This is a genomic window from Lachnospiraceae bacterium JLR.KK008 (assembly GCA_037015955.1).
GTDB lineage: Bacteria > Bacillota > Clostridia > Lachnospirales > Lachnospiraceae > VSOB01.
On record CP143548.1, the window covers coordinates 932,128 to 953,588 of the forward strand.

The 21,461-nt window shown below is 50.4% G+C and carries 19 protein-coding genes and 1 other annotated feature; of the genes, 16 read left to right on the top strand and 3 right to left on the bottom strand.

Annotated elements, in window-relative coordinates; translation table 11 throughout:
* Positions 1–108: 108 nt before the first annotated feature.
* The 12 genes from V1224_04710 to V1224_04765 all read left to right on the top strand — a co-directional run bounded on the left by V1224_04710 (position 109) and on the right by V1224_04765 (position 12,481).
* On the top strand, positions 109–378 hold the full coding sequence (locus V1224_04710) for a hypothetical protein (protein WWR16740.1): 270 nt from the start codon (positions 109–111) through the stop codon (positions 376–378).
* A 79-nt stretch (positions 379–457) separates the two neighbouring features.
* A complete protein-coding gene (locus V1224_04715) occupies positions 458–823 on the top strand; it encodes a VOC family protein (protein ID WWR16741.1) in 366 nt (121 codons plus the stop codon).
* Between the two features lie 61 nt (positions 824–884).
* Positions 885–1,751 (top strand): methylenetetrahydrofolate reductase [NAD(P)H], encoded by an 867-nt coding sequence (gene metF, locus V1224_04720; protein ID WWR16742.1) that lies wholly within the window; start codon positions 885–887, stop codon positions 1,749–1,751.
* Positions 1,752–2,044: 293 nt separating this feature from the next.
* A complete protein-coding gene (locus V1224_04725) occupies positions 2,045–2,893 on the top strand; it encodes a PRD domain-containing protein (protein WWR16743.1) in 849 nt (282 codons plus the stop codon).
* Positions 2,890–4,788, top strand: coding sequence for a beta-glucoside-specific PTS transporter subunit IIABC (locus V1224_04730; protein ID WWR16744.1), 1,899 nt, complete (start codon positions 2,890–2,892; stop codon positions 4,786–4,788). The genes V1224_04725 and V1224_04730 overlap by 4 nt, the downstream gene beginning before the upstream one ends.
* 110 nt (positions 4,789–4,898) lie before the next feature.
* Positions 4,899–6,326 carry a 6-phospho-beta-glucosidase gene (locus V1224_04735; protein WWR16745.1) on the top strand — a complete coding sequence of 476 codons (1,428 nt, stop codon included), beginning with the start codon at positions 4,899–4,901 and terminating at the stop codon, positions 6,324–6,326.
* 92 nt (positions 6,327–6,418) lie between these two features.
* On the top strand, positions 6,419–7,492 hold the full coding sequence (locus V1224_04740) for a branched-chain amino acid aminotransferase (protein WWR17424.1): 1,074 nt from the start codon (positions 6,419–6,421) through the stop codon (positions 7,490–7,492).
* 178 nt (positions 7,493–7,670) lie between these two features.
* Complete coding sequence (gene udk, locus V1224_04745) at positions 7,671–8,306, top strand: uridine kinase (GenBank protein WWR16746.1); 636 nt, start codon at positions 7,671–7,673, stop codon at positions 8,304–8,306.
* Complete coding sequence (locus tag V1224_04750) at positions 8,303–9,058, top strand: PHP domain-containing protein (protein WWR16747.1); 756 nt, start codon at positions 8,303–8,305, stop codon at positions 9,056–9,058. The genes udk and V1224_04750 overlap by 4 nt, the downstream gene beginning before the upstream one ends.
* A gap of 25 nt (positions 9,059–9,083) precedes the next feature.
* The gene (locus tag V1224_04755; protein WWR16748.1) at positions 9,084–10,484 is read left to right on the top strand and encodes an FAD-dependent oxidoreductase; all 1,401 of its coding nucleotides are present in this window, start codon (positions 9,084–9,086) and stop codon (positions 10,482–10,484) included.
* Between the two features lie 4 nt (positions 10,485–10,488).
* The gene (locus tag V1224_04760) at positions 10,489–11,556 is read left to right on the top strand and encodes a peptidylprolyl isomerase (protein WWR16749.1); all 1,068 of its coding nucleotides are present in this window, start codon (positions 10,489–10,491) and stop codon (positions 11,554–11,556) included.
* Between the two features lie 70 nt (positions 11,557–11,626).
* Complete coding sequence (locus V1224_04765; GenBank protein WWR16750.1) at positions 11,627–12,481, top strand: polysaccharide deacetylase family protein; 855 nt, start codon at positions 11,627–11,629, stop codon at positions 12,479–12,481.
* Here the strand turns inward: V1224_04765 and V1224_04770 are convergent.
* Positions 12,478–13,308, bottom strand: coding sequence for an AraC family transcriptional regulator (locus V1224_04770; GenBank protein ID WWR16751.1), 831 nt, complete (start codon positions 13,306–13,308; stop codon positions 12,478–12,480). The two genes, V1224_04765 and V1224_04770, sit on opposite strands and share 4 nt — an antisense overlap.
* A 184-nt stretch (positions 13,309–13,492) precedes the next feature.
* On the opposite strand from V1224_04770, the gene V1224_04775 reads away from it, so the two are divergent.
* The 3 genes from V1224_04775 (at position 13,493) to V1224_04785 (ending at position 17,141) form a co-directional block, all read left to right on the top strand.
* The gene (locus tag V1224_04775) at positions 13,493–15,466 is read left to right on the top strand and encodes a glucose PTS transporter subunit IIA (GenBank protein WWR16752.1); all 1,974 of its coding nucleotides are present in this window, start codon (positions 13,493–13,495) and stop codon (positions 15,464–15,466) included.
* A gap of 65 nt (positions 15,467–15,531) precedes the next feature.
* Entirely contained in the window at positions 15,532–16,401 is an 870-nt protein-coding gene (locus V1224_04780) for an HAD family hydrolase (protein ID WWR16753.1), read from the top strand.
* A gap of 191 nt (positions 16,402–16,592) precedes the next feature.
* A complete protein-coding gene (locus tag V1224_04785; GenBank protein WWR16754.1) occupies positions 16,593–17,141 on the top strand; it encodes a methylated-DNA--[protein]-cysteine S-methyltransferase in 549 nt (182 codons plus the stop codon).
* A 104-nt stretch (positions 17,142–17,245) separates the two neighbouring features.
* Here V1224_04785 and V1224_04790 read toward each other — a convergent pair whose 3' ends face one another.
* A complete protein-coding gene (locus V1224_04790) occupies positions 17,246–17,509 on the bottom strand; it encodes a DUF3795 domain-containing protein (GenBank protein ID WWR16755.1) in 264 nt (87 codons plus the stop codon).
* A 148-nt stretch (positions 17,510–17,657) separates the two neighbouring features.
* Positions 17,658–17,881: a binding site (T-box leader), on the top strand.
* 152 nt (positions 17,882–18,033) lie between these two features.
* On the opposite strand from V1224_04790, the gene thrS reads away from it, so the two are divergent.
* Positions 18,034–19,818: a threonine--tRNA ligase gene (thrS, locus tag V1224_04795; protein WWR16756.1), complete on the top strand. Its 1,785-nt coding sequence runs from the start codon at positions 18,034–18,036 to the stop codon at positions 19,816–19,818.
* A gap of 42 nt (positions 19,819–19,860) precedes the next feature.
* Here the strand turns inward: thrS and V1224_04800 are convergent, their stop codons facing one another.
* A complete protein-coding gene (locus V1224_04800) occupies positions 19,861–21,075 on the bottom strand; it encodes a PatB family C-S lyase (protein WWR16757.1) in 1,215 nt (404 codons plus the stop codon).
* Positions 21,076–21,461: the final 386 nt, after the last annotated feature.

Genomic DNA, 21,461 nt, shown 5'->3' on the forward strand with positions numbered 1-21,461 from the left:
ATCGCAGTGTAGGTGGACTGTGGTCTTTTGGGGCACAGTCCTTTCCAAATGGAATGGAAAAGTAACCAAAAACAAACACATAAAAGAGAGAAGCCTGTGAAAGATAATATGTTGGAAATTTTTGCAAAGCTGATGACTGCTGAGCGGTTTGATCAGATCGTATCAGAAGAAAAAGAATATATAAAAAGAGACCAGACGGTGGAAGAGCTAGTGGAGCAAGTGCGTAGGTGCAGACTGACCAGAGAACAGCGTCTGGCAGTTGACAGGCTTCTGGCTGCAAATAATATGTGTAATTATCGCTATAGTGAGCTCGCATATATGCAGGGAATCAAAGACTGCGTCAGTCTGCTCAAGGAGATGGATCTGATCAAGACGTGAGACAAAGCATGAAGAAATGAAAACTACCGGCGAAACCGGTACCATTACTTTAAATAAATATGATTTGAGGGGTTGACAGATGAAGCTGAAAAACGTACTGATCGTCACGGAGGACATTGAGCGGTCCAGGAAATTTTATAAAGAGTTATTCGGCCTGGATGTTGTGCTGGATCATGGCGGCAATGTCATTTTAACGGAAGGACTGGTACTTCAGGATAAGCGTATCTGGGAGTCCTTTCTTGAAGCGGACATCAAATTCAGAAACAATGCCAGCGAATTGTATTTTGAGGAGAAAGAAATCGAAGAATTTGCCGAAAAACTGGATGCTTATGAGTTGCCGGTCACATATGTCAACAGATTGACGGAGCATTCCTGGGGCCAGAAAGTGCTCCGGTTTTATGATCCGGACGGCAACCTGATCGAGGTTGGGACACCGATGCAGTGACAGAGGATTTTGGGAAATTCGAAAAATAGAGGTACAGGATCTGAGAAAGGACGATAACAATATGAAGTTGGACAGACTATTTGAAGAAAAAAACAGGCAGGTGCTCTCCTTTGAGATATTTCCGCCCAAGAAAGGAACGGCGCTGAAAAATATTGACGAGACGCTGGAAATTCTCAGCAGCCTTCATCCGGATTTTATCAGCATTACCTTCGGAGCGGGCGGCAGTGCGGTGAACAATAAGACGATCGGGCTGGCGAAAAAAATCAAGGAAGTCTATCACGTGGAACCTGTCGTACACCTGACCTGTCTCAACTATACAAAAGAAGAGATCAAGGGAATGCTGGATGAGCTGCGGGAGGCAGGGATTTATAATCTGCTCGCCCTCCGCGGGGACCGCAGTGCGGATATTGAGCCTAAAAAAGAATTTTTATATGCCAATGATCTGATCCGCTTTATCCGGGAACAGGGGGATGATTTCCATATCTGTGCGGCCTGCTATCCGGAGACGCATCAGGAGGCCGGGAGCCGGGCGGCGGATCTGCAGCATCTGCGCGAGAAGGTGGAAAGCGGGGCTACGCATCTGATTTCCCAGCTCTTTTTCGACAATGATAAATATTATCGCTTTCTGGAAGATGTGGCGATCGCAGGCATTCAGGCGCCGATTGAGGCGGGGATTATGCCTGTGACGAATAAGGCACAGATTGAGCGTATGGTCAGTCTGTGCGGGGCAAGTCTGCCGGAAAAATACAGACGGATCATGGAGCGGTTCGAGGACAATAAAGAAGCGCTGTTTGATGCGGGTATGGCATATGCCATCAATCAGATCGTAGACTTGCTGACAAGCGGCGTGGATGGTGTGCATCTGTATACGATGAACAATCCGGCGGTTGCGCGCAGGATATGCGAAGGGATACGGAACCTGATCTGAAGCCCGGTGATCTTTATTTCGGGCTGTTGTGAGAGCAGGCAGCGGAAAAGTATAAAAGGATCGTTGCGATCAAGGATACTTATAACAGATAACGTAGAGGGATTTTACAGTATAAAAGCACGAAATAACACTTGACAACCCGGAGGGGTTTAGTTAAAATATCCTCAGAGTGTTACTGGTAATGCAGGCATGACTGGAAGAATGTACAAAGTACATTTATTGGTCATGCCTTTTTGCTTTGCAAAATTACTTTTTGCAGGGAAGGTCCAGGGAAGGAACGAAAGGAGACAGCCGTGAAGCTGATAAAAGCATTGAACAACAATGTAGCATTGGTAAAGGACAGGAATGGACAGGAGGCGGTTGTCATGGGAAAGGGCGTTGCCTTTAACGCAAGGCCCGGTTCCCGCATTCGGGAATACCTGATCGAAAAGCATTTTGTACTGGACGGAGACGGCGGGAAGAAGGATTTTGAAAGCCTCCTGAAACGTATCACGGTGGATGATATCGAACTGGCCAGCGCTATTATCCATAAGGGAGAGGAGAGGCTTGGATACCGCTGTAATGACAGTATTTTGCTTACATTATCAGATCACTTGGGAATGCTGCTGGAACGAATGAAGAAGGGGATTTACTTTGGAACGCCTCTGGAGTGGGATATTAAGCTGATCTATCCTAAGGAATATCAGTTTGCAAGAGAGGTCGTGGCAGATTTAAGCCACAGGACCGGGTATGAGATTCCGGAACAGGAGGCAGCTTTTCTTGTTCTTCATTTTATCCATGCCAATTCCAGTGCGAGCGGCATGGAAGAGACGATGATGTACACGAAGATCATTCAAAATATTTTGAATATCAGTAAGCTGCATTACGGACGGGAGTTTCGGGAGGATAATTTTGATGTGAATCGGTTTGTTGCACATGTGCGCTATTTTGTGAAACGGCAGATAGAAGGGGAACGGCTTGAGATTGACGAGTCTATTGCGGCGGTGATTGCGCAGAAATGCCCGGAGGATCACAAATGTGCGAAAAAAATTTCCCGGTTTTTACATCAGACGTATGGATGGGAGGTCAGTGAGGGTGAAGAGCTTTATCTGACGCTTCATTTGAATCGGATGAATGTACATGGAAAGGAGAGTGCGAAATGAAATATTTGGAGGAAGCAAAACAGATCACAGCCTTAGTGGGCGGTGAAGAGAATATTATCAGTCTGGTACATTGTGCCACAAGACTGCGTTTTGAGCTGAAGGATGAAGGAAAGGCAGATAAAGAGGCATTAAATAAGCTCTCTTATGTGCTGCAGGTCGTGATCAGCGGCGGACAGTATCAGGTGGTGATCGGTCCGGCAGTTCACGATTACTATGAAGCAATTTTGTCTGTTGCCAAAATCGGCGGCGGGGGCGGCAGTTCCCAGAAGAAGGACGGCAAGAATCAAAATCTTATGGGCCGGGTGATGAAGGTGATTTCCGGCGCCTTTTCCCCGCTGATTCCGGCGCTGGCAGGAGCAGGTATGGTGAAGGCTCTGCTGACACTGTTTATCGAATTTGGAATTATGGGGTATGAAGATCCTACTTATCTGATACTCTCGGCAGCGGGCAATGCGGTGTTCTATTTCCTGCCGATATTCCTTGGAATTACTTTGTCGAAGCAGTTCGGCGCCAATCCCTATGTGGGCGGTACGATTGGAGCAGCTTTGCTGGAACCGAATTTCACAGGACTTTTGAGCGCGGAAGGGGTAAATTTTCTCGGGATTCCCGTAACGCCCATCGATTATGCGGCTACGATTTTCCCGATCTTTATCGCAGTGATTGTATACAGTCTGCTGGAAAAGGGATTGAAGAAGATCATTAAGCAGGAGCTGCAGCTATTCCTCGTCCCGATGATTTCCGTGATGGTGATGGTGCCCTTTACGGTCATTCTCTTTGGACCGTTCGGAACGACGGTAGGCAATGCGGTATCGGATGTGATTGTGGCATTGTTCAACTTTAACAGCCTGATCGCCGGTCTTTTTCTGGGCGCGGCTTATCCTTTCCTCACGATGTTGGGACTGCACTGGGGCTTTACTCCGGTAACGTTGCAGAATCTGGAACTGTTCGGCGGCGACGTGCTGGAAGGTGCGGCTGTCTGTGCCGTATTTGCGCAGATTGGTATTGCAATCGGCGTTTATCTGAAAGGAAAGAAGCATTCGAGGATTCGCGAGGTAGCAGGGCCTACGATCATTACCGGAATCTGTGCCGGTGTGACAGAGCCTATCCTTTATGGTATTGTTATGAATTATAAGAGGCTGATGGCGGTGGTAGCCATTGCCGGCGGAGTGGGCGGCGCTATTAACGGTGCATTTCACGTCACCTGCGACGCTTATGTGTTCCACAATATTTTCTCTCTTGCCATGCGTACGTATTCTCCTTTTTTCGGTTACCTGTTGGGAATTACGGCGGCGCTTGCGGCCGGACTGGTACTGACTTATTTCTGGGGAATCACAGAAGATGACAAGGCAGACTTTGTGCCGGAGAACAGAAAAACGGAGCCTGAGAAGCCGGCAGCGTCAAAAGAGACCGGGAAGACAGGCGGAGCCTCCGGGGAAGGTCAGGTGATCGAGGTTCGTTCTCCTCTGTCTGGAGAGGTTGTTGCGCTGAAAGATGTGCCGGATGAGGTGTTTGCGAGCGGCGTTGCCGGACAGGGCATTGCCATAAAGCCTTCCGTGGGCGAAGTAAAGGCTCCGTGTAATGGCGTGATTTCCGTGCTCTTTCCTTCTAAACATGCCATCGGTATTGCAGCGGAGGACGGAACGGAGCGGCTGATCCACATCGGACTGAACACGGTCATGCTGGACGGAGCGGGCTTTGAGACGCTTGTGGAACAGGGTGACAACGTTACGGAGGGGCAGACTCTGCTGAAATTTGATATGGACTTTATTGCAAAGAAGGGGTATTCTCTGATTTCTCCGGTGCTGGTGACCAATGGGGATGATTATCAGGAGATAAAAACGCTCAGTAAGAAGCAGGTTGAGGCAGGCGAAGCGGTATATCAGGTGATTGGCTAGTAGAGGGTATACCTATATGCACAGAAAGCGTGTGCGATAATTAGGAAATACCACAAGGGTATACCAGTATGCACAGAAAGCGTGTGCAATAATAAGGAAAGGAGAGTATCATGAGAGAGGATTTTCTCTGGGGCGGCGCGGTAGCCGCCCATCAGGTAGAAGGCGCCTATCAGGCAGGAAATAAGGGATTAAGCATTGCGGATGTGATGACGGCAGGAAGCCGCACGAAGGCGAGAGAGATTACCGACGGCATTGTGGAGGGGAAGTATTATCCGAACCATGAGGGGATCCGGTTTTATGATTTTTATCAAGAGGACATTGCCTTGTTTGCGGAGATGGGTTTTAAGTGTTTTCGTACGAGCATTGCCTGGAGCAGGATTTTTCCAAACGGGGATGAGGAACAGCCTAATGAGGAAGGGCTTCAGTTTTATGACCGCCTTTTTGATGAGCTTCACAGGCACAATATCGAGCCGGTCGTAACCCTTTCCCATTTTGAACTGCCCTATGGTCTTGTGAAAAAGTACGGCGGCTGGCGCAGCCGGGAGATGATTACGTTTTTCGTCCGTTTTGCAGAGACGGTGATGAAGCGGTACCGGGATAAAGTAAAGTACTGGATGACGTTTAATGAAATAAATAACCAGATGATTCTTTCCAATGGCATCTATGCCTTTACCAACTCAGGGATCTTGTTTGAGGAAGGAGAAGACCGGTTGCGGACAGTCTATCAGGCGGCGCATTATGAGTTTGTGGCCAGTGCCATGACGGTGAAGCTGGGACATGAGCTGAATCCGGACTTTAAGATTGGCTGTATGGTTGCGGCGACGCCTGTCTATCCGCGCACATGTCATCCGGACGATGTACTTCTGGCGATGGAGGAAGACCGGAAGAATCTTTTCTTTGTGGATGTTCATGCCAGAGGCCGTTATCCGTCCTATGTCAAAAAGGACTGGGAGCGGCGGGGATATACCTTTGATATAACGCCGGAGGATCTGGCTGTCATGGAAAAAGGCTGTGTGGATTATATTGGTTTCAGCTATTATCTCAGCAGTGTGATGAGTGCGGACCCCGCAGTGGAAAAGCTGGGGGATGATCTGGCGACCAGTCCGGATGCGGTGGAAAACCCTTATCTGGAAATGACTCCATGGGGATGGACGATCGATCCCAAAGGGCTTCGCTATGTACTTAACCAGTATTATGACAGATACCAGCTTCCGCTGTTTATTGTGGAAAATGGATTTGGATATGAGGATAAACTGGAAGACGGACAGATTCACGATCAGAACCGGATCGAATATCTGGGCAATCATATCCGGGAAGTGGTGAAAGCTGTCGATGAGGACGGTGTGGATCTCCTGGGCTACACAGTCTGGGGCTGCATCGACCCCGTTTCCTTCGGGACAGGGGAGATGCGCAAGCGGTATGGTTTTATCTATGTGGATAAGGATGATTCCGGGAACGGAACGTATCGGAGGATGCCAAAGGACAGTTTTTACTGGTACCGGGATGTGATTGCCGGGAACGGAAAGATGCCTGAATAAGACAGTTCACGGAATGTTCCTTTCTGCGTTTGTCCTCAACAGCGGCACGGTTATCATTGACTTTTCCGAGGTAACGTATCATAATAGAGGTGATGTTGGCAGGTGTGCCGACGGCTTACGAGTGGAAAGGGAGGAGTCAGGAAATGGAAAAGAAGCATATCGACTGGAGCAGTCTGGGATTTACTTATGTGCAGACGGACCAGCGTTTTGTAGCGAATTATACGAACGGTGCGTGGGATGAGGGCGGACTGACTGCGGATGGCAATGTAGTGATGAGCGAATGTGCAGGGGTATTGCAGTATTCGCAGTCATGTTTTGAAGGCCTGAAAGCCTATACGACAGAGGACGGGCGTATCGTTACATTCCGGCCTGACCTCAACGGACAGCGGATGGAAGATTCCTGCCGCAGACTGGAGATGCCGGTCTATCCGAAGGAAAAGTTTGTGGAGGCGGTCATCAGGACAGTCAGGGCAAACGAAGCCTGGGTGCCGCCTTACGGCAGCGGTGCAACATTGTATGTCCGTCCGTTTATGTATGCCAGCGGGCCGGTTATCGGTGTAAGTCCCGCCAGCGAATTTCAGTTCCGTGTGTTCGCGACACCGGTCGGACCGTATTTCAAGGGCGGCGTAAAACCGCTGACGATCAGAGTCACAGATTTTGACCGGGCAGCGCCGAACGGTACGGGCCATATCAAAGCCGGACTGAACTATGCGATGAGCCTTCATGCCATCGTGGATGCACACAAACAGGGTTATGATGAGAATATGTATCTGGACGCCGCTACCCGTACGAAGGTGGAGGAGACCGGGGGAGCCAACTTTATCTTTGTCACGAAGGACAATAAGGTGGTGACGCCGAAGTCTTCCAGCATCCTGCCGTCCATCACAAGACGTTCTCTCATGTATGTGGCGAAAGAATATCTGGGTCTGGAAACCGAAGAGAGGGAAGTGCACAGGGAAGAACTGAAAGATTTTGCGGAGTGCGGCTTATGCGGTACGGCGGCAGTCATCTCTCCTGTTGGCAAAATCGCAGACCATGGCACGGAGATCTGTCTGCCAAGCGGCATGTCAGATATGGGCCCTGTTACGAAGAAGCTGTACGAGACTCTGACCGGAATACAGATGGGACGCATCGAGGCGCCTCAGGGATGGATTCAGGAGATCTGAAAGGCTGACCGGGACGTACTGTCCATGGAAATTAAATAAAACCGGCGCGGAGGAGCGCCGTGTGAAAAAGGGACGTCATGGAAGCTGCTTAGTCACTTGCCAAACGTTCCTTTTTTGTTGTAGAATTAATATTTGTATGGGGAAGTAGCCAATAGCAAAGACAAGAGAGGAAAATGGGATGGGCAGAACGTATGTGATTGGGGTGGCAGGAGGAACGGCTTCCGGTAAGACGACGATTGTGAAGATCATCAAAGATTATTTTGGCGAGGGCATAGAGCTGATCGGGCATGACTGTTATTACAAGGCGCATGATGACATGCCGTTTGCAGAGCGGGAAAAGCTCAATTACGATCATCCTCAGTCTTTCGACACGGAGCGGATGGTGGCGGATGTGATCGCACTCAAAGAAGGAAGGACGATCCAGCGGCCGGTCTATGATTACAGTGTGCATAACCGCTCCGAAGAGACGGTGACAGTACGGCCGAAAAAAATACTGATGCTGGAAGGGATTCTGATTCTGGAGTCGGAGGCATTGAGAAATCTGATGGATCTGCGGATCTTTGTGGATACGGACGCAGACGAACGGCTGATGCGCAGGATTACACGGGATATGGCGGAGCGGGGCCGCAGTGTGGAATCCGTTCTCCGGCAGTACCGCACGACCGTGAAACCGATGCACGAACAGTTTGTAGAACCATCCAAAAAATATGCAGACCTGATTATTCCCAGGGGCGGGAAAAATACAGTGGCAGTGGCGATACTTAAAAACTATCTGAAACGGATCTTAGACGGAGAAGAGGCAGAATGGACATGAAGGATTTTCGGAGAGAATATCCGTATTTGTATGAAACACATTTACACACGCGGGAGGCGAGCGCCTGTGCCAAAGCAGGAGGCGCAGATATGGTAAAAGCCTGTAAGGCGGCCGGATATACGGGCATTTTTATCACGGACCATAACTGGGGCGGCAATACGGCGGTCAGCAGAAGGCTTCCATGGGAGGATTTTATCGGACAGTTCGTAAAAGGCTATGAAGCCGCCAGACGTATGGGAGAGCAGATCGGGCTGGATGTTTTCTTCGGCTGGGAAGCAGGTTATCGCGGCACGGAATTTCTGATCTATGGGTTGTCTCCGGAGTGGATGCTCGCTCATCCGCAGCTTTGGACGGCTTCCGTGGAAGAACAATATGCGCTTGTGCATGAAGGCGGCGGACTTGTCATTCATGCACATCCTTTCCGGAAAGAATATTATATTCCGCAGGTCAGGCTGTTTCCGGAAGCGGTGGACGGTGTGGAGGGACTTAACGCTACACACAGCAACAGCCGCAGCCTGGAACATAACGACAGAACATTTGACGAAGAGGCGATCGTCTATGCCCGGGAACATGATCTGCCGATGACGGCGGGCTCAGATATTCACAGGACAGCGCTGCTTGGCGGCGGGATGGCGTTCAGAAGGAAACTGAAGGACGCGCAGGACTTTGTGCAGGCAGTGAAAAACCGGGAAGATTATCTGCTGACAAACGGCGAGGAATGGTTTGACAGAGACGGGAGAAAACTGATATAGTGACAAAGAGACGGAGGGACAGGGAATGGAAAAACAAGCAGATGTGATTATAATCGGAGCGGGACCGGGTGGTATCTTCTGTGCCTATGAGCTGATGAGACAAAGGCCCGGACTGAAAGTCATCATGGTGGAAAAAGGACGTTCCATTGAGAAAAGGGAATGTCCGAAGCGAAAAACAAAACAGTGTGTCGGCTGTAAGCCCTGCTCCATCACGACCGGTTTTGCCGGTGCGGGCGCGTTTTCGGACGGAAAACTTTCCTTATCGCCGGATGTGGGCGGAAATCTGCCGGAGATTCTCGGCTACGACGAGACGGTAAAACTGATCCGGGAGTCGGATGACATTTATCTGAAATTTGGCGCGGATAAAAATGTGTACGGTGTCAATAAAGAGGCGGAGATCCGGGAGATACGGCGTAAGGCGATCAATGCCAATCTGAAACTGGTGGAATGCCCGATCCGGCATCTGGGTACGGAAGAAGGGTACAAAATATATGCCAAGCTCCAGCAGGCCTTACAGGAACAGGGCGTGGAGCTGCGTTTCAACACGATGGTCACAGATATTATTGTGGAAGACGGCCGGGCGGTCGGTGTCAGGACCGGACAGGGAGAAATCCTCTGTGCGGACGAGATCGTATCAGCGGTGGGACGGGAAGGCGCCGACTGGTTTAAGGACAAATGCGAGGAGATCGGCATAGAGACGACGCCGGGGACCGTAGATGTGGGCGTGCGCGTGGAAGTGCGGGACGAAGTGATGCAGATTCTCAACGAAAATCTGTATGAGGCGAAGCTCATCTGTCATACGCCTACGTTTGACGATAAAGTAAGAACTTTCTGCACCAATCCTTCCGGGGAGGTGGCGACAGAATATTATGAAGGCGGGCTTGCCGTTGTCAACGGTCATGCCTACAAATCTCAGGAATACAAAACAGACAACACTAATTTTGCCATACTGGTATCCAAAAACTTTACCAAGCCGTTCAAGACACCGATCGAATACGGCAGGAAAATTGCGGAGCTGTCCAATATGCTCTGTGGAGGCAAGATTCTGGTACAGACATTTGGTGATTTCCGCCGGGGACGGCGGACGACGGAGGAACGGCTCTGCCGGAATAACCTGATTCCGACGCTCAAAGACGCGGTACCAGGCGATCTGTCGCTCGTATTTCCGCACAGGATCATGGTTGATATTGAGGAGATGCTTGTGGCGCTGGACAAGGTGACGCCGGGGATTGCCTCGGAGGAGACGCTGCTGTATGGTGTGGAAGTGAAGTTCTATTCCAATAAAGTAATCGTGGACAGAGATTTCCAGACAAGTATCCGGGGATTGCGTGCCATTGGGGACGGCGCCGGCGTTACCCGGGGATTGCAGCAGGCTTCCGCCAATGGGATCAGCGTGGCGAGAAGTATATTGAAGTGCATGGAGTGATGTTATGAAAAAAAAGGCGGGAAAGCTGCTTTGTCTTATGCTCTGCTTTCTGTTTTTCCTGACCGGCTGCGGGGAGGACGAAGAGACGACAAAGGTAGTGCTGACGACCGGATTTGACAAAGATGAAATCTTCCGCGTGGAGAGCGCTTCCTGCAGTCTGCCGGAAGTGATGGTCTATCTGACAAACACACAAAACCGGTATGAAAGCATATACGGACCGCAGATCTGGGAGAAAAGTCTGCGGGGCAGGACGCTTGAACAGAATGTAAAAGATACAGTGCTCGCAGAGCTGGCGCAGATCAAAGTAATGAATCTGCTGGCAGAAAAGTATGCGGTCGCGCTCAGTGACAGCGAGAAGGAACTGGCAGATCAGGCTGGCGCAGAATACTTCGCTTCCCTCAATGAGACAGAGATCGAGGCGATGGGGGTCGATGAGAAAGCGATCAATGCGATGTATGAGGAATATGCCATAGCCGATAAAGTTTACCGTTATATTATCAAGGACATCAATCCGGAGATCAGCGACGATGAGGCGAGGACGATCACTGTGGAGCATATTCTGATCAAAACCTATTCTCTGGACGGCAGCGGACAGAAAGTACCCTACGACGAGGCAGAGAAGCGGCAGGCTTATGAGAAAGCGCAGCAGGCGCTGGAAGCCGCGCGGGAAGGTGAGGTGTTCGAGAGTCTGATTTCGAGATATAATGAGGATAACAAGAGCGTCTATTCGTTCGGCAAGGGAGAGATGGAGCCTGATTTTGAGAAAGCTGCCTTTAACCTTGGTACCGATGAGATCAGCGATATTGTAGAGACCGAATATGGATACCATATCATCAAATGTATCAGCACATTTAACCGGGAAGAGACGGACGCCAACAAAGTGAAGATTGTCGAACAGCGCAGAAAAGAAGTGTTCAGCCAGGAATACGATGCTTTTGCGGATTCTCTGACGCGCAATCTCAATGAGGAGGCGTGGGATCGTGTGACGCTGATTCACGATGAAAAGGTAGCGACGACAGATTTTTTTCAGGTTTACAACACCTATTTTGAAGGAGTGTTCGGAGAGGAGTAAAAAAGGCACACCATACAAGCGTTCTGCATAGGATAAATGTGGATATAAATCAGGAAAGAGGCAGTTTGGCATGAGAGTGAAAAAATGGATGGTGAGAATGATCCTTCTTGACCTGTTCACGCTGGGACTGCTTCTTTTTGTACGTGGTTATGGACAGGAGAGCGCAGCGGCCGCGGCGCCTGCCGCTGCCACTGATATGAGGATGGAAGAAGCGGGCATGCCGGTCGGTGAGACGGCTCTTCCGGGGCAGAAAGGCAGCGCGCAGGGACAGGAAAATAGTGTGCAGGGACAGGAAGGCAGCGAGCAGGTGCAGGAACAGGAGGACAGCGGGCAGGTGGAGGAACAGGAGGGCAGCGGGCAGCAGGATGTCGGCAAACACATTGCGCTCACGTTTGACGACGGGCCTCATCCCCGGTATACGGAAAAGCTGCTGGACGGTCTGGCGGAGCGGGGTGTAAAAGCCACTTTCTTTGTGACAGGCGCCAACGCGGAGAAATATCCGGAGATCGTAAAGCGGATGCAGGAGGAAGGGCATTTAATCGGCAATCATACTTATCATCATGTGCAGTTGACGGCTGCCAACGGCGAGAAGTTCCGGGAGGAGATCATATCCACGAACGAGGTCATCAAAGAGATCACAGGTGAAGACACAGAATATATCCGGCCGCCATACGGCTGCTGGAATAAGAAATACGAAGACGAGCTGAATATGTTTCCGGTTCTGTGGTCCATCGATCCGCGTGACTGGTGCTCGGATGATGTGGACTGCATTGTCAGAAACACCGTGGGCAAGATCAAAGAAGGAGACATCATCCTCATGCACGATCAATATAAATCGAGCGTCACTGCCGCCCTGGAGATCGTGGATCAGCTGCAGGACCAGGGCTATGAGTTTGTGACAGTGGAAGAGATGCTGCTGGATTAGGCGGACGGTACGTTCTGCTCCCGGTAACGGGCAGGACTGACGCCCATTTTCTGCCGGAAGATTCTCGAAAAATACAGAGGGTCTGCGTAGCTGACAGAGTGGGCGATGGCACGTACCGATAAGTCCGTGTTTTTCAGAAGGATACAAGCCTGTCGGATCCGGTAATCGGTCAGCCACGTCTGGATGGAAAATCCGGTGTGCGATTTAAAGATCCGGTGCAGATAGGAGCGGTTCAGGTTTAAATGGTCGGCGATGTCCTGAACGGTGATTGGATCACAATAACAGCTTTCGATATAGTTCAGCGCTTCTTCCACGTGATCGGACTTTTTTTCCTGAGCAGGATAGCGGCTGCCTGGAAACTTGCGCGCCAGCAGGAAGAGATATTCATACATAATGCTGTTCATTATCAGATCACGGTTTTGCGGGAGCCGGTCAGCTTCAAACATCTTCTCATAGCAAAGCCGCATCTGGTCATCCTGTCCGTAGTGGACAACCAGTTCATTGATCAGGGAAGTGCGCTCCAGATAGCCTTTTACTTTAATGCCCTGCATACCGATCCAGGTATAGCTCCAGGGGCAGTGAGCGTCAGCTTCATAATAGATCAGTTCGCCGGGGCAGATCAGAAAGGCGTCCCCCTTACCGAGCCGGAAGAGCTTTCCTCTTGCCTTATAGATGCCTGAACCGTCCAGTACATAGTGGATCAGGTAGCCGTTGCGCAGGATCGGCCCATAGCTGTGCCCGGGTGCACAGTCTTCATAACCACAGGTATAGATCATCGCGTCGATATTTCGGTAAAAGTCGTTGGAAAAGTTGTAGTCCTCCATCATCAATTCCTCTCAGGTCATAATGTTCAATATGGAAGTCACATATCTCCATATACTCTCCATTTTATCTTGTTATAATATGAATTACAAGAGGCAGATAAAAAAGTAAAAAGCCTTTTCTTTTACTGTGGCCACGGGAATCGGAAAGTAAATAACTTCTGCAAAAAATAACAAGGAGGCGCATGGAATGGATGCGAATAAACGGCAGCGATATGAAAAAATCTCCATAGAGCTTACGAGACTGGTCGGGGGAAGAGAAAATATACAGGGTGTGGCGCACTGTGCCACCCGTCTGAGGATCGTCTTGAATGACAACGATCTGGCAGATCTGAAGGCGATCGAAGATGTAGACTTGGCAAAAGGAGTGTTTGTGGCGGGCGATCAGGTACAGATTATTTTCGGGGCTGGTCTTGTCAATGACGTATATGAAGTGTTTGCGGAACACAACAATATGAAAAACATGAGTCTGAGCGATCTGAAAACGGTGGCGAACAGAAAAATGAATCCCCTGCAGAGAATTATCAAGGCGTTATCCGATGTGTTTGTGGACATTATGCCGGGTATCCTTGCGGCAGCGCTGCTCACGGGACTTTCCGGGGTGCTTGGCAATCTGGACTTCGTAAAGGCCAATGAGACTTTGTTTGGGATCAACAGACTGATCAATATTTCATCGGGAGCGATCTTTGGCTTCCTGCCGCTCGCCGTGGCTTACAGTACATGCAAACGATTCGGCGGCCGGCCCATTCTCGGTATTGTCATTGGCTGTATTATGTTAAGTGACAGTCTGGCGAACGCGTATGCGGCGGCGCAGGGGACAGTGGAGGTCACAACATTACATATTTTTGGGATGGGTGTGGAGCTGGTAGGCTTTCAGGGCGGTATTATCGTGGCGCTGCTCATGGGATTTGTGACCGCAAAGCTGGATCTGTTTTTTGAGAAAAAGGTGCCGGAAGTCATCCGGCTTCTCATTTCGCCGCTGCTCACGACATTGGTCGGTGCACTGCTTTTATTTACCGTGATTGGTCCGGTGGGGCGGGGGCTTTCCTCCGGAATCACAAATGGTCTTGTATGGATGACACAGAATATGGGTGTTTTCGGCTACGGAATCTTTTCTGGTCTGCAGCAGCTTGTCGTCATTACCGGCTTGCACCATATTTTTGGGGCGATCGAAGCGCAGCTTCTGGCAGATACGGGCAGGAATTTTATCAATCCGCTTATGTCGGTGGCCATCATTGCGCAGGGCGGTGCCGTTCTCGGTTATCTGGCAATGCACAGAAAGAATGCGAAGACGAAAGAGTTATGTATTCCCAGCTTTATCTCGGTGTTATTTGGAATTACGGAACCCGCGCTGTTCGGCATTAACCTGCGTTACCGTTTCCCGATTATCGGCGGCTGTATTGGCGGGGCTTTGGGTGGTATTGTCGTATATCTGACCAATCTCGCAGCAGTCGGTTTCGGGACGACCGTCATTCCGGGCATTGCCCTTGCCGACCCTGCAGGCAATGGTTATGTGAATTATGTGATTGCTCATGCTGCTGCCATCACCGGTGGTTTTGTGATGACGCTGTTACTTGGACGGTTTATGGATCGGACTCCGGCGGCAGAAGGTGCGGACAGAGCAGGAAGAGAGACGCAGGCATCGGCAGAGTATACGGCGGTGTCAGGGAGCGTATGCTGCGAATCCGCAAAACAGGCAGAGATTCCAAAGGAAGAATTATTCTTCGCACATGCGCAGGGACAGCTGATCAAGATGGAGGATGTGAAGGACGAAACTTTTGCCAATAAAATTTTGGGAGATGGTACGGCGATCATTCCGGAGACAGGACAGGTTTACGCACCGGCGGATGGTACGGTAACCGGTATTTTTGAGACAAAGCATGCACTTTGTTTCAGCAGTGTCTGTGGAACGGAGATTCTCATCCATATCGGTGTTGACACGGTAAAGCTGGGAGGCCAATATTTTACGGCACATGTAAAAAACGGCGCCCATGTGAAGCGGGGCCAGCTGCTGATTGAATTTGACAAGGCACAGATCGAAAAAGCGGGCTATGACACGACCATTCCCATGATCTTTACTGATCTGGCGGATGAAAGGAAACTGCAGGTATCCGCGCCCGGCAAAGTGACAATGGATGCGAAGACAGTGACAGTGCTTACATGAGAATTTCCATGAACTGTCGAACAGACACAGACAGAACAGAAACAAACGGAAATCGGGGAAAAGGTATGAATAAGAAACTGATCTTTTTGGACATTGACGGGACTTTGGTCTCTGCCATGGCGCCGCCGTCAGTGCTAACGGCAGAGGCAGTGCGGGGAGCAAGGGCAAACGGGCATAAAGTGTTTCTCTGTACGGGACGGAATATGCCGATTATCGGGCGTGAGATTCTGGATGTTGGCTTTGACGGGATCATCGCCAGCGCCGGAAGCCATGTAGAGGTTGAAGACCGGGTGCTTTTTGACCATCTTCTGCCGGAAGAGACGATACAGGAATGTCTCTCCGTGTTCCACACTCATCGGATGTATTGCAGAATAGAGACAGCGGAAGGGATTTATACCGATCCGCAGATGGAGGAACTTCTCAGGAACGCAAAACCGGATCAGGGCAATTCGGAACTGATTCGGATGCAGAAGGAGATTGAAGCTGGCTTTATGCTCTCGCCATATGAAAAATATCCCGGAAGGGGCGCCTACAAAATATGCTTTACGAGCAGGGACCTTGCGTCGATTGAGGAGACAAAACAGTATCTCGGGGACCGCTTCCTCTATGCCGTACATCCTTATGCGGGGACGACGTCCTGTTTTAACGGGGAGATCATTCCCAGGGGGATCGACAAGGGCAGGGGGATGAAGATCGTCTGCCAGTATTACGGGGCAGGCCTGCAGGATACGATTGCCTTTGGTGACAGTATGAACGACTATGAGATGTTGGAGGCTGCGAATGTAAGCGTGGCCATGGGAAACGCCTGTGACGAACTGAAGCAGATGGCGGATCTCGTCTGTGGAACGGTGTGGGAAGACGGTATTTATTACGGATTCCGGGATCTGGGACTCCTTCAGGAATACAAAGGCGACAAAAAAGATGCCGCCTGCTGACTGCTTACTTCCATTTGAAGTGCATGGACTGGAACAGAAGTCAGGGAGACACATGGACTGCAAAAAACAGGAAAAAGTTTCCGGCGAGATGTTGATGAGTTATAATAAACCCAGTTATTATAACAAATACAAGTACTTGGAAGATAACAGCAGAGACCAAAGGTTCTGCTCTGCCATGGAGGGTATCACAAATGCAATATATTGATCACTGTAAATCTCCGCTTGGAGATATTCTTCTTGCCGCCGATGAGATCGGTTTGACCGGTCTGTGGCTTGATGGGAAAACGTATGAGGGAAAGCATCTTGCTTTGCAATATGAAGAAAAGGAACTGCCTGTCTTTGAACAGACGAAACGTTGGCTGACTATTTATTTTTCGGGTCAGGAGCCGGATTTTATGCCGCCTGTCCATTTGACCGGCACGCCTTTCCGCCTTGCAGTCTGGGAGATCCTGCGAAAGATACCGTATGGTGGGACAACGACATACGGAGAGATCGCCAGACAGATCGCGCAGCAGAGAGGATTGCCCCGTATGTCCGCACAGGCGGTAGGCGGAGCAGTGGGACATAACGAAATATCGATTATCATTCCCTGCCACAGAGTTGTGGGCACGAACGGGAGCCTCACCGGGTATGGCGGAGGACTCGATAAAAAGGTAAAGCTGTTGACGCTGGAAAAAGTGGATATGCGGCGGATGTTTCTTCCCGCGGGCAGCAGGCCGGGTGCTTTGCCTGGGAATTAAGAGGGGAAGAGACAGGAAAAGGAAACGGTATCGCCCAGGCCATACCGTTTCCGGATTGCATTGGTTTAATTCTGTAAGTAAGAATTTACAGGTGCCAGATTTGATCAGGGACAGTCGCGCCAGGTCTTGCATTGTTCAATACGCTGTCCGTTGTCGCTCTGTTCCATATCATAGGCGAACTGGTGGAGCAGTGCGCAGGGGAAACTTTCACAAGTTCCGCAGTGTACCTGTCTGCTGTTCTCCGAGCATGATTTCACGGGGCAGCTCTCGCCCCAGAATGGCTTGTCCATATGTACGCAGCCAGGACAGTTCATCTGTTCCCGAAAAGCACATTGGCTGCAAAGTAATCCACATCTTGACTCGATCATAATAATACCTCCCTTCTGTAAGAAACCTCTATTTCTGTTTTTATCTTATCATGGCAAACAGGACACCAGTCTGTCATGAATCTTTTTACGACGCACAATATTGTTGCCTCTTGACAATCTTCTCACGAAGTGCTAAAGTGAACAGAAATTAAAAGCGATGACGGAAACGAGTAGCAGTCCGGAACCATCCAGAGAGAGCGGCATTTGGTGGAAGCCGTTTATGCGGGAAGGCTGTGAAAACCATTCCCAAGCTGCAGCGCCGAAAGACATTTTTGTCCGGTAAGTGTTGTCGTATGCCTGCGTTAAAGGACAGGATTTGCTGGAATCCGAAGTGAAAAGTTAAGGTGGAACCGTGCAACTTGCACCCTTAAAGATACAGGAACTGTATCTTTGAGGGTGTTTTTTACCATATAGGAAAGTTCTCCGAATTTCCCATATGGTAAAAAAGTAATTATCGCACTGCGGCGAGCAGGGGGCCATCTGCATGATTGTTTTAAAAATTTCCATAGAAAGGGGTAAATGACATGAAAGTGCTGACAAACGACGGACAGGTAAGAGAATATGGTTTTGATGAGAAGCTGGGGAGAGCGGCTTTCTGGCACACGTCGGCCCATATTCTGGCGCAGGCGGTAAAGCGGCTCTATCCGGATGTGAAATGTGCGATTGGACCGGCAGTGGACGGTGGATTTTATTATGATTTTGAGTTTTCATTTCCTTTTCAGGAAGGACATCTCGCCGGAGTGGAGGAAGAGATGAGACGGATTGTAAAGGAAGCGCTTCCGCTGCGGACGTACGAAGTGGCAAGAGAAGAAGCGGCCCGGATTATGGGAGAACGTGGGGAAGAGTATAAGCTGGAGATGATCAGACAGCTTGCCGACGGGGAACGGATTACGTTTTATGAGCAGGGTAATTACGGGGAATTCTGCGCAGGCCCTCATGTGACGAATACGTGTGTAGTTGGGGCGCTGAAGCTGACAGGCATTGCCGGAGCCTATTGGCGGGGCGATGAAAACAACAGAATGCTCACAAGAATTTACGGTGTTTCGTTCCCGAATGAGGCGGAGCTGTCACAGCATCTGGAAATGCTGGAGGAGGCAAAGCGCAGGGATCACAGGAAGCTGGGACGGGAATTGGGGCTGTTTGCTTTTATGGAAGAGGGACCGGGGTTTCCCTTTTTCCTTCCAAAAGGAATGATTCTCAAAAATATTCTGATCGGCTATTGGAGAGCGCTGCATGAGCGGGAAGGGTATCAGGAGATTTCCACGCCGATTATGCTGGATCGCGGTCTGTGGGAGACATCGGGGCACTGGGATCATTACCGGGATAATATGTACACGACAGTGATTGAGGGAAATGAATTTGCGGTCAAGCCGATGAACTGTCCGGGCGGGATGCTTGTCTATCAGATGACGCCGCATTCTTATAAGGAACTGCCGCTGCGGCTGGGAGAACTGGGGATTGTGCACAGACATGAAAAGTCCGGACAGATGCACGGACTTATGCGGGTACGCTGCTTTACACAGGACGACGCTCATATTTTTATGACGGAAGAGCAGATCCGGGACGAGATCAAAGGCGTTGTGAGAATGATCGATGAAGTATATACCAGATTTGGGTTTCCCTATTATGTGGAACTTTCGACAAGACCGGAGGACAGCATGGGGAGCGATGAGGACTGGGAGCTGGCGACACAGGGGTTGCGGGAGGCGTTGGAAGATCTGGACTTGTCCTACCAGATCAATGAAGGAGACGGAGCCTTTTACGGGCCGAAGATCGATTTTCATCTGAAAGATTCTCTTGGCAGGACATGGCAGTGCGGTACGATACAGCTTGATTTTCAGCTTCCGCTCAGGTTCGGGGCGGAATATACGGGTGCCGACGGGAAGAGACATCGTCCGATCATGATCCACCGGGTCATCTATGGCTCGATCGAGCGGTTCATCGGGATTCTGATTGAGCATTATGCAGGGAAATTTCCGGTATGGCTGGCACCGGTCCAGGCAAAGGTACTCTCGGTCTCGGAAAAGAGCGAACGATATGCAGGAGAAGTCTGCGAAACGATGAAACGGGCGGGCATCCGCTGTGAGACTGACCTTCGCAGTGAAAAGCTGGGCTATAAGATCCGGGAATCCAGGCTGGAGAAGGTGCCGTATCTTGTGATCGTGGGGGAAAAGGAGGAGCAGGAAGGGACGATCTCCGTGCGCTGCAGAGACGGGCGGGAGGGAAAAGATTCGTCGGAGAGTATGAGGGTGGAGGATCTGATCAGGAAGATCAGCCAGAGACAGAGCGACTGTCTGCCTCCGGTCTGACTGGCAGAATATACGGCGGAGGAAAGGAAAGCGGAGCAGGAGTTATTGCCTGTCCGGTTTTCGGATGGCTTCCAGGATCCGTGTCAGCCCTTTTTCGATCATGGCACGCGGCATGGCGAGATTCAGCCTGACATATCCCCGGGAGTTGCCGACAAACAGACCATTGCCGCTTTCCAGGAGCACGCCTGCATGATCGGCGAAAAACAGCGTCAGGTCGTCGACGCCGGGCAGGATGCGGCTTGTATCGATCCACGCAAAATAGGTGGCTTCCGGGATACAAAAACCGGCCTGCGGAATGTTATCTCTGAGAAAGTCATTCACATACGCGAAATTTCCGTCCACGTATGCCTTGAGTTGTTCCAGCCATTCTCCGGCCTGCTCATATGCGGCTTTGTGTGCGGCAACGGAGAGCGGGTTGACAGCGCCGATGTTCTTGTCACGGGCGGTAAATCTGGCTCGCTCCCCAGAGTCGCGGATGATGATATTGGAGAAGAGCATTCCCGCCAGATTAAAGGTTTTGCTCGCGGACATGCAGGTGACCAGTCGACGATAGTCCGGCATAATCTTTCCCATTGGTGTATGATGCAGGCCGCAGCGGACGAGATCACAGTGGATTTCGTCGGACACGATCCATAGCTCATGTTTTTTGACGATGTCGGCAATCCGAGTCAGCTCTTCCTCCGTCCAGATGCGTCCGGTCGGATTGTGCGGATTGCATAGCAGAAGGAGTTTTACCGCGGAGTCGGATGCCTTTTCCTCCAGATCGTCAAAGTCGATGGAAAATCGGCGCCCGTCTGTCTGCAACGGAAGTGGCACCAGTTCCCGGCTATTATATTCACAGGCACAGAGGAAGGCGCCGTAGGAAGGGGTGAAGGCCATCACTTTTTCACCGGGACCGACCAGATCTTCTATGAGCTGATAGAGCGCGGGAACGACGCCCGGAGAAAACACCAGCTCTTCTTTGGGGAAATGCCAGTCGTACCTGTCCTGACACCATTTGCGTACAGCCTCGTAGTAGCCATTGTCCGATACCATGGTATAGCCGAGAATCTTCCGATTCAGGCGGTCGATGATCGCCTGGCGGATCTGCGGCGCTACGGCAAACTCCATGTCGGCGACCCACATTCGCACAAAATCGTCATCCGCATAGGGAAATTCTCTCTCCGGCGTGAGTGGGAAGAGATAGGAACGCCAGCCGTCCACATTCTCGGAATTGGTATTGTTTCTGTTGATGATCTCATCAAAATCGTATTTCATAAAAGGCCTCCTCATACTGCATGGGATTATCAGGCGTTTGCGAAATTACTTCATGCCTGAATTTTTATATCCAATTCATATATTTGAGCAGGAACCGTTTCTTTTCTGCAAAAGCTGAGAAAGTCAGACACGCCGGGCATTTCGATGAGCCTGTTACCGCGAAAAACATGTTCCGCAGAAGCGTCCATGCTTTTTCAGTCTCATCTCCATGGCGGTCAAATGTCTTTCTCAGCTTTTGCAGAAAAGAAACGCCTTTGCTGAAATCCGACGAATTGGATATGAAATCGCACAGTTGATTGCATTTCGAAAACGCCCGCATGGGCTTCCATTCAGGCAGAATTCTGTCGTATGAATATCATAGCATCCGACATGCGGCAGTGCAAGGC

Excerpts from the sequence above, each read along its gene's own strand:
- V1224_04755 (WWR16748.1), top strand. The coding sequence starts at position 9,084 with ATGGAAAAACAAGCAGATGTGATTATAATCGGAGCGGGACCGGGTGGT.
- V1224_04740 (WWR17424.1), top strand. The coding sequence starts at position 6,419 with ATGTTGGCAGGTGTGCCGACGGCTTACGAGTGGAAAGGGAGGAGTCAG.
- V1224_04775 (WWR16752.1), top strand. The coding sequence starts at position 13,493 with ATGGATGCGAATAAACGGCAGCGATATGAAAAAATCTCCATAGAGCTT.
- metF (WWR16742.1), top strand. The coding sequence starts at position 885 with ATGAAGTTGGACAGACTATTTGAAGAAAAAAACAGGCAGGTGCTCTCC.
- udk (WWR16746.1), top strand. The coding sequence starts at position 7,671 with ATGGGCAGAACGTATGTGATTGGGGTGGCAGGAGGAACGGCTTCCGGT.
- V1224_04710 (WWR16740.1), top strand. The coding sequence starts at position 109 with ATGTTGGAAATTTTTGCAAAGCTGATGACTGCTGAGCGGTTTGATCAG.
- V1224_04760 (WWR16749.1), top strand. The coding sequence starts at position 10,489 with ATGAAAAAAAAGGCGGGAAAGCTGCTTTGTCTTATGCTCTGCTTTCTG.
- V1224_04790 (WWR16755.1), bottom strand. The coding sequence starts at position 17,509 with ATGATCGAGTCAAGATGTGGATTACTTTGCAGCCAATGTGCTTTTCGG.
- thrS (WWR16756.1), top strand. The coding sequence starts at position 18,034 with ATGAAAGTGCTGACAAACGACGGACAGGTAAGAGAATATGGTTTTGAT.
- V1224_04735 (WWR16745.1), top strand. The coding sequence starts at position 4,899 with ATGAGAGAGGATTTTCTCTGGGGCGGCGCGGTAGCCGCCCATCAGGTA.
- V1224_04750 (WWR16747.1), top strand. The coding sequence starts at position 8,303 with ATGAAGGATTTTCGGAGAGAATATCCGTATTTGTATGAAACACATTTA.
- V1224_04770 (WWR16751.1), bottom strand. The coding sequence starts at position 13,308 with ATGATGGAGGACTACAACTTTTCCAACGACTTTTACCGAAATATCGAC.
- V1224_04765 (WWR16750.1), top strand. The coding sequence starts at position 11,627 with ATGAGAGTGAAAAAATGGATGGTGAGAATGATCCTTCTTGACCTGTTC.
- V1224_04785 (WWR16754.1), top strand. The coding sequence starts at position 16,593 with ATGCAATATATTGATCACTGTAAATCTCCGCTTGGAGATATTCTTCTT.
- V1224_04800 (WWR16757.1), bottom strand. The coding sequence starts at position 21,075 with ATGAAATACGATTTTGATGAGATCATCAACAGAAACAATACCAATTCC.
- V1224_04730 (WWR16744.1), top strand. The coding sequence starts at position 2,890 with ATGAAATATTTGGAGGAAGCAAAACAGATCACAGCCTTAGTGGGCGGT.
- V1224_04780 (WWR16753.1), top strand. The coding sequence starts at position 15,532 with ATGAATAAGAAACTGATCTTTTTGGACATTGACGGGACTTTGGTCTCT.
- V1224_04715 (WWR16741.1), top strand. The coding sequence starts at position 458 with ATGAAGCTGAAAAACGTACTGATCGTCACGGAGGACATTGAGCGGTCC.